This is a genomic window from Gilliamella sp. GillExp13, assembly GCF_001690815.1.
Taxonomy (GTDB): Bacteria; Pseudomonadota; Gammaproteobacteria; order Enterobacterales; family Orbaceae; genus Gilliamella; species Gilliamella bombi.
Genome location: NZ_LZHJ01000163.1, coordinates 1 through 15,743, shown reverse-complemented (window position 1 = coordinate 15,743; position 15,743 = coordinate 1). Strand labels below are relative to the sequence as shown.

Below are 15,743 nucleotides of genomic sequence, written 5' to 3'. Positions count from 1 at the left end.
TGCTGAAAAGACTACGGTTAAATTTCGTTACTGACCTTTTTAATACGTTCTTTATAACTGTCTATTTTTTGAGGGGTTAGCATATGATGTTCATCATCTAATACTACACCGTTGACATCGTCAGCTATGCGTTGTGCTGTTTGCAACATTAATTTGAAGTTTTGCTGATTGTTACCCTCTGTAGGCGCAACCATAAAAATAGACACACCAGGTGTGGTAAATTCATGCATTGTATCGGGATCCAAATATCCAGGTGTCACCATATTGGCTAAACTAAATAATATTGCTCCATTACCCGCAGGATCTACATGGCGGTGAAAAATTCTCATATCACCGAACTGAAAACCAGATTGCATAATGCTAGCGAGTAACACATCACCTTGTAATAATTTTCCGTTAATGCCTGTGATATTTAATACAATAATTTCGGTTGTGGATTGTTCAGTGTCAATATTTAGTTTTTTGGGTTCCTCGTTATGTTTAATTTCATTATTAGTATCTGATGGTTTTTCTTTCGTTGTAAGAATTAAATCAGGTTGTTGTTCATCCTCAAAAAGATCAAGTTCAACATTGACAGCTGGTTCTTTCGTTGTTTCAGTATTAATCTCTTGTTTGTCGTTATTATCAACAAATAAATCTTCTTGTTGAGGTATTTTCTCTTGCTTTTTTGTGAGTTCATTAATAATTACATCGTTTTCAACGGTTTCACTGCTTTTTGTTGTTTTAGGTTTGAGTAAGATAACATCATCATCTTCTTCTATGTCATTCATAGAATAGTTTTGATATTGTTGAGTATTTTGTTCAAATTTTCCTTTTTTATTTGAACTAAAAAGCGAAGAACGTTCTTTTTTATTGATCCAAAACCCATGGATGAGCAATGCAATAATGACCAAGGATGCAACAACAACTAGAACAATACGTAAATTATCCATAATAACCATCTCTGTATTAAATTAAATATAGACTCAAATTATTCAATCATCTTTTGAAAAAGTGATTGCGGAGTACAGTAATGTAAATTTTTTATTCTTTATTAGCAATATGAATTAATATTTATTAAAGCAACCATATTTGATATTTGTAGTATAACATTTTATTTAAGATACTTTATAGCACAAAAAATCAATTACTCTATATTACTTTATTTGTAGCAATAATCATAATTAGCAATACTTTTTTTTAGTATCATAATCTAACTAGCTATTTTTTAGAACTCTGTGCTATTAACTTGTAAAGATACTTACAATCTATGCATATTTTTTGTAAAATCGCCGATTACTTTTAACTAAGATCAATTATTAAAAATTAAAATAATTATTAAGTTTACTGAGGTTATTTTTATATGAGATTTAACAAGCTATTATTAGCCTTGCCTGTGGCGTGTGCTAGCCTACTTTTATTAACAAGTTGTGATAATGGCAATTCAAAAAATGGTAATAATAAATTACCGAAGGTAACTGTATTTAAAGTGGAACCATTGAATTACACATTAAAAATTGGTTTACCAGGTAGGGTTGTTGCATCTCAAATTGCTGAAATTAGGCCTCAAGTAGGTGGTATCGTCTTAAAACGCGAGTTTGACGAAAGTTCGAATGTTAAGGCTGGACAATCTCTTTATCAAATAGATCCAGCTATTTATCAAGCTAATTATGATAGTGCGGTAGCAAGTGTTGCTAGCGCTAAAGCGAATGCAAATATTGCTCAACTTACTCTTAAGCGTTACGCTGGATTATTAAACACTAAATCAATCAGCCAACAAAATTACGATAAAGCAGCTGCAGATGCTAAACAGGCTGAAGCTGCAGTATTAGTTGCACAAGCAGCTGAGCATACAGCTAAAGTCAATTTAGAATATACAAAAGTGTATTCACCAATTGATGGGTATATAGGTAAATCAAGTGTGACTGAAGGGGCATTAGTGTCGGCAGGTCAATCGACACCACTTGCACTAGTTCAACAACTAGACCCAATTTATGTCGATATGACAGAAGCGGCTACTCGTTATAATAAATATATTCAGGATGAAAACGTAATTTATGAACCAGTAAAAGGTAATAATGTCGAATTATACTTCAATGATGGTTCTAAATACGCTTATCCAGGTAGTGTAAAATTTTCTGATATGACTGTAAATGAAACAACGGGTACAGTAACTTTGCGGTCACAATTTACAAATAGTGAAGGGAAAATTTTACCTGGCATGTTTGTTAAGCCTCAGTTGACATTAGGCTATATCAAAAATGCAGTGCTTGTTCCACAGCAAGGAATTACCAGCAATAAGTTGGGGCAATATACTGCAAAAATTTTGAAACCTGATAATACAGTAGAGTATCGGCAAGATATTCAAGTATACACAGGAGTTGGTGGTTATTGGGTTGTAACAAAGGGAATTAACATTGGTGAAGAGGTTATTATTACTGGATTACTTAATTTAACTTCTGTTGAAAATCCTCAAAAAGATGCTCCACCTATGAAAGTAGAAAAAGTCGGGGATCCTAATACACTTTCACAAGAACAATTAGACAGTATCATAAAAAACAGTATGAAATAAAACAGGAGTAGGTGAATTATGGCTAAGTTTTTTATTGATAGACCTGTTTTTGCATGGGTAATTGCTATCATGATGATGCTAGGAGGTGCTTTATGTATAAAGCTACTAGCTGTTGAGCAGTACCCTGACATTGCCCCTCCTGCTGTAACTGTTAGTGCTGTTTACCCAGGTGCCGATGCACAGACCATCGAAAATACTGTTACTCAGTTGATTGAGCAGAATTTAACTGGATTGGATAATCTAATTTATATGAAATCAACCAGTAGTGCACAAGGTGTTGTTCAAACGACGTTAACCTTTGCTCCTGGAACTAATCCCGATTTTGCTCAAGTACAAGTGTTAAATAAAGTAGAGAGTATTAAATCAAGGCTACCAGAAAGTGTGCAAAAAAATGGTGTTTCTGTTGCAAAAAATAACACCAACTTTTTAAAGGTTGTGGGTTTTTATTCAACAAATCCTAAAAAAACACAAGCTGATATTGCTGATTTTGTTTATTCAACAGTGCAAGATCAGATTAGACGTGTACAGGGTGTAGGTGATACTCAATTGTTTGGTTCTGAATATGCAATGCGTATTTGGCTTGATCCAAATAAATTGACCTATTTTAATTTATCAATTGAAGAAATCATTGCAGCTATTCAAGCACAAAATGCGCAAGTAACAGCAGGGCAATTAGGTGCCTTACCATCAACAGATGGACAAGAACTCAATGCGACAATTACTGCTCAATCACGTTTAAAAACACCCGAACAATTCCAAAATATTTTAGTGCGTGTAAATACAGATGGTTCTAATCTTTTATTAAAAGATATAGCAACGGTTGAAATTGGTGCGTCTGATTATAACTTTATTTCTTATTATGATGGTAAAGCATCTGCAGGTCTTGGTATTTATTTGGCAACAGGAGCTAACCAATTAGAAACTTCTGATCAGGTAGATAAAAAATTAGCTGAATTATCAAAAATCTTTCCTGAAGATATTCACTATGCTTATCCATATGACACAACACCATTTGTAAAATTATCAATTAATAACGTAGTACATACATTGATTGAAGCTATTATTTTAGTTGTTATTGTAATGTATGTCTTTTTACAAAATCTTCGTTCGACACTTATACCGACGATTACCGTACCTGTGGTATTGCTAGGAACTTTTGCTGTTTTGTATATCTGTGGGTTTACGATTAATACATTATCTATGTTTGCAATGGTGCTTGCCATAGGCTTGTTGGTAGATGATGCAATAGTTGTTATTGAGAACGTTGAACGTATTATGCATGATGAAGGTTTATCACCTTATGATGCAACCGTTAAATCGATGGAACAAATTACTTCAGCGTTGGTTGGTATTGCAGTCGTGTTATCTGCAGTATTCGTTCCTATGGCGTTTTATGGAGGTGCAGCGGGTGGAATTTACCGCCAATTTTCAATTACCATTGTAACAGCAATGGCATTATCAGTATTGATGGCAATTGTATTAACTCCAGCACTTTGTGTTCAAATTTTAAAAGCACCATCTAAAAGTAAATTAAAAAGAAATTCATTAGGTGAAAAGTTAGAATCTATATCACTATTTAGTTGGTGTTCTGTTGGCACCAAAAAATTCTTTAAATGGTTTAACGAGTTCTATGAAAAAAGTTTACGCCATTATGAAAAAGGTGTAATAAAAGTTTTTCGTTATCCATTAATAGCTTTTGTTTGTTATGCTTTAATTCTAGTTGGATTAATCTTTGGTTTTAATCGGTTACCTACTGGTTTTTTACCTAATGAAGATCAGGGTGTGCTTTTAGTTATGGTTGAGCTACCGCCAGGATCAACTTTAGAGCAAACTATGTCAGTTTTAAATAAAACGGCAAAATTTTATACTGAGCAAAAAGCTGATTCAGTTGAGGAAATATTTACTGTAGCTGGATTTAGTATGGTTGGTCGTGGGCAAAATATGGGGCTAGGCTTTGTTCGATTAAAAAATTGGGAACAACGTAAACGCGCTGATCAAAAAGTTAATGCTTTAGTCGCTAGCGGTTGGGGATTTGCTTCTACTATAACCGAGGGGAGGGTAATTGTTACCAACTTACCAGCTGTTCCTGCATTAGGTATGGCTAATGGTTTTTCTTATGTGCTGAAAGATACGGCTAGTTATGGTCATGATGCTTTGGTAGGCGCATTTTTCCAAATGTTGGGTCAAGCTTCTCATCATCCTAAACTGCAACAAGTTAGACCGGGAAGTATGCTAGATGTTCCACAGTACAAAATTAATGTTGATTTTGAAGCCGCACAAGCATTGGGTGTTTCGGTGAATTCAGTAAATACTGTATTGTCGACAGCTTTAGGTTCTGCTTATATTGACGATTTTGTTTATAATAACCGAGTTAAAAAAGTATACTTACAATCTGATGCACCATATCGTATGCTACCAGATGATTTTAGCTATTGGCATGTTAAAAATAAAAATGGTGAGATGGTTCCATATGATGCATTTGCTACTACGACAAAAACTTATGGCTCTCCTTCACTGGTTCGTTATGATGGTGTGGCAGCAATGGAGATAAGCGGTTCAGCCGCTCCAGGTCTAAGCTCTGGACAAGCAATGGCTGTGATGGAAGAGCTGTCCAAAAATTTGCCAAAAGGATTTACTTTTGACTGGACAGGTATATCTTATCAAGAACGTCAGACAGGATCACAAACAACAACACTTTATATTATTTCGATTATTGTTGTGTTTTTATCATTAGCTGCATTGTATGAAAGTTGGACAGTTCCAATTTCGATCTTATTTGTTATTCCTCTTGGGATTTTAGGTACAGTATTTGCAACTATGTTTAGAGGGCTTGATAACGATATTTACTTTATTGTAGGACTATTAACGACAATGGGGTTATCTGCTAAAAATGCTATATTGATTGTAGAATTTGCCAAAGATGCCTTGGAAAAAGAGGGTAAATCATTGATTGATGCTACACTTGAAGCTTGTCGCCTTCGCTTACGCCCGATTTTAATGACTTCGTTTGCCTTTATTTTAGGGGTGTTACCGCTAGCATTAAATAGCGGTGCAGGTTCCGCTAGCCAAAATGCGGTAGGTACTGGTGTAATTGGTGGTATGTTGACAGCAACATTTTTAGCAATATTTTATGTTCCCTTGTTCTTTTTATTTGTAACAAAACTATTTACAAAACATAAAAATAAAGCAGTGTTACCTGTTAACCGTTCTTAAAAGCAATAACTAACATAGCTAGTTTTGGTACATATATGGCCTTGATGTATAGTTCTATAGGTCATATATAACTTAAGCGAGCTATTAAAATAACGAAATGCGCCGTTTTTTGGCGCATTTTTTATTTATATAGATGCGTATACGTAAATTGAATTTTGTTATATTTACTTGCGATGCTTTAGTAACTGCTGACTGGTATGGGCGTGGGTAATTGCTATAGCTAAAGCATCAGCGGCATCAGCCTGAGGGCTAGCTGGTAACTTTAATAATAATTTGACCATATGTTGTACTTGCTTTTTATCGGCTGCGCCTGTTCCTACTACACTCTGCTTAACTAAACGAGCTGCGTATTCAAAAACAGGTAAATTATTATTTACAGCAGCAACAATTGCAGCTCCCCTTGCTTGACCTAACTTTAATGCGGAATCGGCATTATGAGCCATAAAAACTTGTTCAATAGCAAACATATCAGGTTGGAATTGTAAAATAATTTCACTAACACCAGCGTATACTCGTTTTAAACGAGTAGGTAAATCATCAACAGCAGTACGGATACATCCACTACCAAGGTAGGTAAGTTGTCGTCCCGTTTGATGGATTACGCCGTAACCCGTCAAACGAGATCCTGGATCGATGCCAAGAATAATGGCCATTAGAGCGTTGCAGCAACCTCGTCAGAAACCTCACCATTATGATAAACTTCTTGAACATCATCACAATCTTCAAGCATATCAATTAAACGTAATAATTTTGGTGCAGATTCAATATCAAGATCGACTTTTGTTGCTGGAATCATTGATACTTCAGCGGCTTCGGCAACTAGCCCTGCAGCATCAAGCGCATCTTTTACTTCACCAAATGATTCTGGTGTAGTAAATACGTCAATTGCGCCGTCATCATAAGTCACAACGTCGTCTGCCCCTGCTTCAAGCGCTGCATCCATAACTTGGTCTTCATCAGTACCAGCTGGGTATGAAATAACGCCTTTTTTAGTGAACAAATATGAAACTGAACCATCAGTACCTAAGTTACCACCTGTTTTTGTAAATGCATGGCGTACTTCGGACACAGTTCGATTACGATTATCACTCAAGCATTCAACCATTACAGCTGTGCCAGCAGGTCCATAACCTTCATAGATAATTGTTTCCATGTTGCTATCATCTTCCCCACCAACACCCCGCGCAACAGCTCGGTTCATGGTATCACGGGTCATATTATTAGATAACGCTTTATCCATTGCAGCTCGTAATCGAGGATTTGACGCTGGATCGCCACCACCCAATTTTGCCGCAGTTACTAACTCACGAATAATTTTGGTAAAGATTTTACCCCGTTTTGCATCTTGTGCAGCTTTACGGTGTTTCGTATTGGCCCATTTACTATGACCTGCCATAAAATTCTCCAGATAATAATTAAAAAATCGCTATATTTTAGCAAACATTTACTTAAAATTCATTACTAATATACCGATAAGTTTTTATGTTCTGTAAATTATTCTTTATTAGGAATGATTTAATTTTTATTTATATGCAGAAATCATGTTGTTCACAGTTGTTAGAGAAGCTACTATAATAAATATACATAAAAAAGCACTAACCTCGTATCACAAATATCCGATATGACTCCTATATCATCAAGAAAAAATAATTGTTACCTATTTAGCAAACATTTAAAAACGGATAAGGCGTCTTTCTACATATTAGGTATACTGAACACTTGCATTTTAAGCACTTTGCCACGTCTAACAATGAATTAAAATATCAAATACAGCTAAAAGAAATTGCTCTTTCAATAAAAGAAAATAGAAAGACGCTATTAAAGATGATGTTATAATATAATTTTGTCAAAATGCTAATAATAACAATTTGTTATGCTCGGAAAATTGTTAACAGATAATCACTGAAAAATGAAACATTATTGAATGTAGTAACACGTTACAATAAGTTGGCAAAAAATTATATCAGTATGATTGCATTAGTACATTGCATGATGTGACTAAGAATGTAAAGGAGGCTTATGATTAATACAAAGGATCAACAGCTCCTAACCAATGTGGTAATATAAACATTAAATACGATAGATTCCAAATTATAAAAATAACCTAAAAATTGATTGATTTTCTGGCATCTATTTTCACAAAAAATAAAGGTAGTTATCAATGACACAAAAAATTCCTAATACATTTGGTTTAACTGTTTTTGCGCAAAAAGTTGTTACTGTAACCAGTCTTGAACAATTACAACAAGCTTGGCAAGATAACTCCAAAAATTTACCAATTATGATTATTGGCGAAGGCAGTAACACACTTTTTACCTGTGATTTTGATGGTATTGTTATTGTTAATCGCATCAAAGGTATCACCATTAGCGAAACAGAACAAACATGGCATTTGAAAGTTGGTGCTGGCGAAATTTGGCATGATTTAGTATCAACAACCATCAAGCAAAATATATCAGGGCTTGAAAACCTAGCATTAATTCCTGGATGTGTGGGTTCGGCACCGATTCAAAACATTGGTGCTTATGGTGTTGAGTTTCAAAAAGTTGCTGATTATGTGGAGCTGCTTGAACTAGCTACAGGCAAAATTATCACTGTAAATGATGGTCAATATGGATATCGTGAAAGCATCTTCAAAAAAGCGTATTTACAAGGTTATGCTGTTATCAATGTTGGTATAAAATTACCAAAACAGTGGCAGCCAATTTTAACTTATGGGGAATTGCGAAACTTTGATCCCAAAATTGTTACTGCAAAAATGATATTTGATAAAGTATGCGAAATTCGTCGTAGTAAATTGCCAGATCCGAAGGTTTTAGGCAATGGTGGAAGTTTTTTTAAAAACCCTGTGATCGATAAAATTGTAGCGGACAAGCTACTTGAAATTTATCCAAACATGCCAATATATCCACAAGCTAATCATCAAACAAAATTAGCCGCAGGTTGGCTTATTGAACAGTGTGGTCTTAAAGGTTATCAAATAGGTGGAGCGGCTGTGCATCAACAACAAGCATTGGTTTTAGTTAATAAAGACCAAGCAACAGCACAAGATGTGGTTGAATTAGCTCGACATATAAAAAAATGTGTATTACAAAAATTCTCGGTGAATTTATCACCAGAAATCCGATTTATCGGCAACTCGGGCGAAATTAATGCAGACAATTATTTATAATTAGCACCAAATTATAATTGCCCGCAAATTTTAACCCATAATTATACGCGATAACATTATGAAACATTCGTATTCATTCCCTATTTTATTAACGAGTTTGCTATTTGTAACAATCTCGTTGTCGGCATTAAACACACAGGTACCATTGTGGTTAGTGCGTAATGAGTTTTCGCTTGGGCAAATTGGTCTTGTCGGATCAAGTTATTTTACTGGTAACTTGCTAGGTACCATTTTCGCCAATTGGTTTATTAATAAATTCAATGCTCGGCACACATACACCTATAGTTGCATTATTTTTGCCATTGCAACCATTGGATTAAGTTTTTCAATGAATTTTTATAGCTGGATAATGTGGCGATTTTTTATAGGCATTGCTTGTGCGGTCACTTGGGTGGTTATAGAAAGTTGTATATTACTCACTGGTCCTGTGCGTACGCGAGGAAAAATGCTGGCAGTTTATTTAACCACTTATTACCTAGGTACGGTTTTAGGGCAAGCTTTGTTGCAGTATTTTCCGCAAAACATATTATATTTTGGATTAGTGATTATGTTACTAATGGGGTTAGCAATTTTATTTATTTTGCTGACCCATTATAAATTACCAAAAAGGAAAAAAAGTAGCTTTAACATTATGCCAATGATATTAAATAAATCCTCTCGACTTGGGTTAACCGGTTGTGTTATTGCAGGAATGTTAATTGGATCGTTATATTCGCTCTTACCTGCCTATTACTCACACTTAGGATATAGTGATATTCAAGTAGCTAATTGGATGATTTTACTTATTTTATCAGGCGTGATTGCGCAAATGCCTGCTAACTGGTGTGCAGACAAATTTGGACGGCAACTTGTATTGCTAATTGAATCATTGCTCATGTTGGCAGCATGCATCATGCTTATATTTGATTGGTTTGATACGTTGGCGATTATTTTATTAGGTGCCACTATTTACACCATTTATCCTATATCCATGGCTTGGGCTTGCTCGTGTGTTAGAAAGCAAGATATTGTGACGATGAATCAAGCAATGCTATTAACTAACACATTAGGGAGTTTAGTTGCTCCTGCGGTGATAGCATTCATTATGGATAAAACAAGTAATACCTATTTATTTGTTAGTTTTGCTATAATTTCGTTATACTTCATTATATTATTAGCCAAAAAAAGAGGAACGGATGCGCAGCTACAAAAATCCGCTTAAATTAATTGAAATACTAGCCGATGGTCAATTTCATTCAGGGGAAGAATTGGCAACAATTTTTGGCATAACCCGTGCTGGCATTAATAAATACATCAAACAACTGCGTGAGTGGGGGATTGAGCTAACCTCAGTGCAGGGTAAAGGCTATTGTTTGGTGGCTCCTCTTAATTTACTTAATAAAACCAAAATTGACCAGCATTACCAATCGAATAGTCGATGTGAAATATTACCGATTATTGATTCAACTAACCAATATCTACTGGATCGAATTGGTCAACTAACATCGGGCGATTGTTGTGTGGCCGAATTTCAATCCAAAGCACGAGGAAGACGAGGGCGAAAATGGTTTTCACCTTTTGGCACTAATCTATACTTTTCAATGTATTGGCGACTAGAGCAAGGCGTTGCAGCGGCAATGGGATTGAGTTTAGTTGTTGGTATTGTTATTGCCGACACCTTACATGCATTATCTGGCCAAGACATCAAAGTTAAATGGCCAAACGATCTATATCTTAACGATCAAAAACTAGCCGGTATTTTAGTCGAGCTTGCAGGTAAAACGGGTGACTGTGCCCATGTTGTGATTGGTGTTGGCGTCAATTTAACCATGACAAACCCCGATACAAACATAGTTAACCAAAAATGGGCTAATTTAGGCAATGTCGATCGTAACTTATTAGTTGCGCAGGTTGCCAAAACCTTAAAAAGCCAATTAATAGAATTTGAAAAACATGGCTTAGTACCATTTATTAATGATTGGAATAGACTAGATAACTTTGTTAACCGCCCTGTAAAACTATTAATTGGCGATAACATTATTCGTGGAATAGCAAAAGGTATAAATGACCAAGGTGCCTTATTGCTAGAACAAAATGGTAAAATTGAAGCTCATATTGGTGGCGAAATCTCATTAAGAAGTGATGAATAATAACCTATTTGCTACAATCATTTAAAAAACCTATTCCACTTGCTACAAACGAAATAGGTTAATTAAACCAATTTTAACTTTTATTCTTAAATTTCAAAACTCGAAGCGCATTAGCTGTCACAATCGCAGTTGTACCTGAATCAGCTAACACAGCCAGCCACAGTCCAGTAAAGCCAAATAAGCTGGTAATTAAAAATACTAACTTAACCCCCAACGCAATTGTAACATTTTGTTTAATATTACGAGAGGCAAAACGGGTTAAACCAATTAGCTTAGGCAAACTTAACAAACTATTTTTAGTTAATGCGGCATCAGAGGCTTCTAGCGCAACATCAGTACCACTACCCATAGCAATACTCACGGTTGCCGCTTTCATGGCTGGAGAATCATTAATTCCATCGCCAACCATAGCAATCGACGTTGATATACGCATCTTTTCAATTTCTGCCAATTTATCGGCAGGCAACAGCTCCGCACGGTAATCCATACCCAATTGCGAGGCAATAGCTTTGGCCGCTCGCGCATTATCGCCTGTCAGCATCAAAGTTTTAACGCCAAGCTTATTAAGTTCATTCATTGTGGTAATTGCATCAGCCCGCAACACATCTTGCAATGCAATAATGCCCATCAATTGTTGACTTGTTACTGCAACTACGACAGTTTTACCAGCGTTTTCAAGATCCTCAATAATTTTGGTATGTTCATCTTTCAATGGTGACGAAACTGTTACAACCTTACTTGGTGACACAATATAAAAAGTCTGATTATCAACCTCGCCTTGAACGCCAACCCCCGCAATCGCTTTACGATTATTTGCCTCATTGATATTTAATTGATTCTGCAATGCATAATCAACAATAGCCTTAGCAATGGGATGATGCGAACCACTTTCAATAGCGGCAACTAACGTCAATAATTGCTCTTTTGAAATATCTTGACTAATCACATCGGTGACTTGCGGTTTACCTTCGGTTAACGTACCAGTTTTATCAAATGCAACCAGTTTAACTGAACCAATATGCTCTAACGCCGCACCACCTTTAATTAGCACGCCTTGTTTTGCCGCATTAGACAAGGCTGACGTTATTACCGCAGGCGTTGAAATCACAAGCGCACAAGGGCAACCAATTAACAATAGAGTTAAACCTCGATAAAACCAAGTATACCAATCAGCATTGAACAACAAAGGTGGCGCAATAATCACTAACAGAGCAAATAAAGCGATTGCTGGCGTATAATAACGACTAAATTTATCAATAAATCGTTCAATAGGCGCTTTACGCTCCTCGGCATCTTCAATCAACTGTAAAATACGATCTACCGCATTTTGCCCAACTTCTGATACCACTTTTAATTGGATTGTACTATCAACCACGAGCGAACCAGCCAAAATCTTATCGCCTGAAAGATAATTAACAGGGATCGACTCGCCAGTCAGTGCACTTTCATCAATATTGGCTTGCTCACTTATCAAAATCACATCAGCAGGCAAACGACCACCTGACGAAATTTCAATAATATCATCAGGTTTCAGACTATGACTAGCAACAGTTTTTCGCTCCCCATCAATGATTATCACAGTTTCTTCAGGCATCAGCTCAGCGAGCGACGAAATACCTTTTTTAGCTTTACTTGTAGCAACACTTTCTAGCATTTCGCCTATCATAAACAAAAATAAGACCATGGTTGCTTCTTCGGACGCACCAATAAACAAAGCCCCAATAGCTGACACACTCATTAACGACTCAATTGCAAATGGTGTACCACTACGCATTAAGACTAACGCTTCTTTTAAAATAGGCATTAACCCAACAATTGCAGTTATTATAAAGGCATATTCGCCAACGGTTTGATTCCATAACAAAAGGATATAACTCACCACAATTAAAGTGCCTAACACCGCTAAAGGAATTAGTTCCTTTTTATCAAAACTGTGGGAATGATCATGATGATGAGAATGTTCTGGGGATGATTCAAAAACAGGTTTATAGCCTGACTCGATAACTTTATTTTCTATTAATTTAATGGTTTTTTCATTATGTTGAGGAACAAATACCACCAACTTTTTGGTAGAAAAAATAATCTTAATTTGGTTAATATTGGGTAATGTTTTTAGGCTGTTTTCAATCTGTTGAGCGCAGTGCGCACAATCCATGCCTTTTATTTTCCAAGTTAATTTAATTTGCTCGCTTAGCCTGTTGGGATCATCAGGGGGATCGTCAAACTCATTTTTAGAAGTAGTGGTATGAGTATCGCCCCCACAACTATGTGTTGATTCTTGATGACAAGTTATATCGTGAGATAAATGAACATGATTATGTGCCATATTTAAACAATTACCATGACAACACTCATGATGATGTTCATGATGTATGTATTTGTTATTATATAACATAACATTACCTCTATTTATGGATGATTTTGATTGTACGCCAAAAAATAAAAAAGAAAATCATTTTTACTTTTAGTAGCAAAAAAAGTAAAAATCACTTCAAAACTGACCTGTAACACTTTTCAAAAAATAACGAACTAACTAATTAATTCGCTTTAATTATTAGCATGTGCAAGGCACAAAAAACACAGAAAAAACATTGTAATAAAAACAGAAATCGGCCAATAATCACTTGATTTAATTAAAACAAAAAACAAATAAAATCAATAGTCTACCTGAACGATTTTAAAGTAAAAAACACACTTATAGCACCACAATGCTAATATGCTTGCCTTATCACAGCATCAAAATATACCAATAACTAAGTAAAGCTAGCACGTCAAACAGGGCTGTTGGGTGTGTTTGTGTTTTAGATGTTATTAGCAATATTAATCATTCCGCAAAAGCCAATATGTCCTAAAGCTAACACCCTATTTTGATTATAAAATCCACTTATCACTAAAGCTTAACCATTTTTATCTTTACATTTCTTTGCAAAAAAGTCCGCAAAAAAACTAGCTAACTATTTTTTTTATGGTTATACTTTTATCGCTGTAGGAAAATAAGCTTATTAAATAAGCGAATGGTTATAAAAATTTAAATAAAAAGTATTATTTAGCACAAGGAATGTGATATGCAGTATCATTTTGGCACAGGGCAAACCTATGTCTTAAATTTATCAAATAATCCTATTCGACGAGTTTTTACACAAAACTTATTTATATCTTCGAAATTATCGCTCAAATCACCTAAAACAGCTTTGCTAGTATCAGCACTGTTATTGTCATTGTCATGGAATGTACAGGCGAATGGTAAAAAGGCTCAAGCAGGTAATCGTAGTGATGCAATACTGCTACCGTCGGCAGTTATCAATTATGCAAGGCTGGATGATCTGGGTGTTCACGACTTCGCAGGTCCAGCTAACATATGGAATCCTAAGAAGGGCTTTTTAGTTCAATCAACCAATCCTGAATCATACAGCCTAAATTTTCCGACTACAGGTGCGCATAATTTATATTTTGATTTACTCATGACAGGAATAGAACCAGAAGAATTGACATGGGAACCAGTCACGCATGAGGGAATCACTGCAACAGTGACAAATGTTGTAGCTAATGATCACTGGGTTCGTGATGAAGACAAGGGACAAGTTGTCGCCCGTGTTAAGCTAACAGGTCCAGAAGCAAAGAATCAATGGTACAATCCTCGTCCTCGCCGAATTGCTAAGCCAAAGTTACCTCAGACGTTTGAGTTAGTGGGTAGAGATATTAAAACCGGTGATGAGGTAGTAAAATATGGATTTGTATTAAGGCAGTGGTTCGTCAATCGGGGACGTAAGGATGATAACCATTCTAATCAAACCAAATGGTGTAATAGTTTGGGTTATCGAATGCCACGGGTAAGTGATTTAACCAATTCAAACTATAATAATTTAGGTGCAACACCTAGTTCATCAGGTAATCATTTCAAGCGTTACATAGGCGCTGGCTTTTTCACGGAGTGGGGCATCATGTACGGCTACACTGGTGTGGACTTCTTCGGCAGCTTCTACTGGACGAGCGGCGCTAGAGGTAGAGACCAGCTCGATGTCTTCGCGTACAACGGCTACGTCGACAGCAGCGGTGCCTGGGCCCCCCGCCTTGGCCTTTGCACCACACCTTAGCTTTTAGCGTTTAGTTCTTAATCCTAAGGGCATGGGGGAGCGCTTATGGTGCCAATAAATAGAGGACAATATAAAAAAGAATAAAGTACCTGAGTTAGTTTAGACGCTAAGTAGGTAAAGCCTGCAAGCCTAGCGCTTTAATTACGAAAAGCCAAAACAACGCTTCAACCGATACGACTTGAAAGCTTACGCTTTTGTTATTAACTGGCGGTTATTAACAAGTTGTTATTAAGTAGCTATTATTAAATCACAAAAGCGCTTTTCTTATTTCTTAAAAAGCCAAATTCAGCGTAATAAAAAAATAACCAGCCTATAAATGTTTGATTTTATTTAAAAATAAAAGTGGAAAACCCTAGATTACACCATGAAGTGCAATTCTTCTTAGCTCCTTAGAATAAAAATCGGCAGGGCTTTTAAACTTATGCCGTTTTCTTGGGCGTGTGTTCAATAGATATTGTATTTTCTTTATCTGTTTGTCGTCAACTAATGAAATGGCCGCTGACTTAGGTATAAACTGACGTATTAAGCCATTGGTGTTTTCATTTGTGCCTCTTTGCCAGCTTTTATAAGGCTCCGCAAAGTAC

General features: G+C 35.9%; 11 protein-coding genes. 6 read left to right on the top strand and 5 right to left on the bottom strand.

The window, feature by feature from the left end; genetic code table 11:
• Positions 1–17 precede the first annotated feature (17 nt).
• Positions 18–932: a cell division protein ZipA gene (zipA, locus tag A9G37_RS11770; protein ID WP_176701916.1), complete on the bottom strand. Its 915-nt coding sequence runs from the start codon at positions 930–932 to the stop codon at positions 18–20.
• Between the two features lie 410 nt (positions 933–1,342).
• Between zipA and A9G37_RS11765 the strand changes: the two genes are divergently transcribed.
• Both A9G37_RS11765 and A9G37_RS11760 read left to right on the top strand, forming a co-directional pair.
• Positions 1,343–2,551, top strand: a complete 1,209-nt coding sequence (locus A9G37_RS11765; protein WP_065575602.1) for an efflux RND transporter periplasmic adaptor subunit — start codon at positions 1,343–1,345, stop codon at positions 2,549–2,551.
• An 18-nt stretch (positions 2,552–2,569) separates the two neighbouring features.
• Entirely contained in the window at positions 2,570–5,764 is a 3,195-nt protein-coding gene (locus tag A9G37_RS11760; RefSeq protein WP_065575601.1) for an efflux RND transporter permease subunit, read from the top strand.
• A 164-nt stretch (positions 5,765–5,928) separates the two neighbouring features.
• On the opposite strand, the gene ruvC is transcribed toward A9G37_RS11760, so the two are convergent.
• Both ruvC and A9G37_RS11750 read right to left on the bottom strand, forming a co-directional pair.
• Positions 5,929–6,417, bottom strand: a complete 489-nt coding sequence (ruvC, locus tag A9G37_RS11755; protein ID WP_034914152.1) for a crossover junction endodeoxyribonuclease RuvC — start codon at positions 6,415–6,417, stop codon at positions 5,929–5,931.
• On the bottom strand, positions 6,417–7,160 hold the full coding sequence (locus tag A9G37_RS11750) for a YebC/PmpR family DNA-binding transcriptional regulator (RefSeq protein WP_034914149.1): 744 nt from the start codon (positions 7,158–7,160) through the stop codon (positions 6,417–6,419). The genes ruvC and A9G37_RS11750 overlap by 1 nt, the downstream gene beginning before the upstream one ends.
• A 765-nt stretch (positions 7,161–7,925) precedes the next feature.
• Here A9G37_RS11750 and murB point away from each other — a divergent pair.
• Genes murB through birA form a run of 3 tightly spaced genes read left to right on the top strand, consistent with a single transcriptional unit; the run spans position 7,926 to position 11,065 of the window.
• Entirely contained in the window at positions 7,926–8,936 is a 1,011-nt protein-coding gene (gene murB, locus A9G37_RS11745) for a UDP-N-acetylmuramate dehydrogenase (RefSeq protein WP_065575600.1), read from the top strand.
• A 58-nt stretch (positions 8,937–8,994) separates the two neighbouring features.
• Complete coding sequence (locus A9G37_RS11740; RefSeq protein ID WP_065575599.1) at positions 8,995–10,137, top strand: MFS transporter; 1,143 nt, start codon at positions 8,995–8,997, stop codon at positions 10,135–10,137.
• On the top strand, positions 10,112–11,065 hold the full coding sequence (gene birA, locus A9G37_RS11735) for a bifunctional biotin--[acetyl-CoA-carboxylase] ligase/biotin operon repressor BirA (RefSeq protein WP_065575598.1): 954 nt from the start codon (positions 10,112–10,114) through the stop codon (positions 11,063–11,065). The genes A9G37_RS11740 and birA overlap by 26 nt, the downstream gene beginning before the upstream one ends.
• 73 nt (positions 11,066–11,138) lie before the next feature.
• Here birA and A9G37_RS11730 read toward each other — a convergent pair whose 3' ends face one another.
• A complete protein-coding gene (locus A9G37_RS11730; RefSeq protein WP_065575597.1) occupies positions 11,139–13,460 on the bottom strand; it encodes a zinc/cadmium/mercury/lead-transporting ATPase in 2,322 nt (773 codons plus the stop codon).
• Between the two features lie 670 nt (positions 13,461–14,130).
• Here A9G37_RS11730 and A9G37_RS11725 point away from each other — a divergent pair.
• On the top strand, positions 14,131–15,159 hold the full coding sequence (locus tag A9G37_RS11725; RefSeq protein WP_065575596.1) for a hypothetical protein: 1,029 nt from the start codon (positions 14,131–14,133) through the stop codon (positions 15,157–15,159).
• Positions 15,160–15,511: 352 nt separating this feature from the next.
• Here A9G37_RS11725 and A9G37_RS11720 read toward each other — a convergent pair.
• On the bottom strand, positions 15,512–15,743 hold a 232-nt coding region (locus A9G37_RS11720), incomplete at its 5' end, for an IS30 family transposase (RefSeq protein ID WP_141671209.1).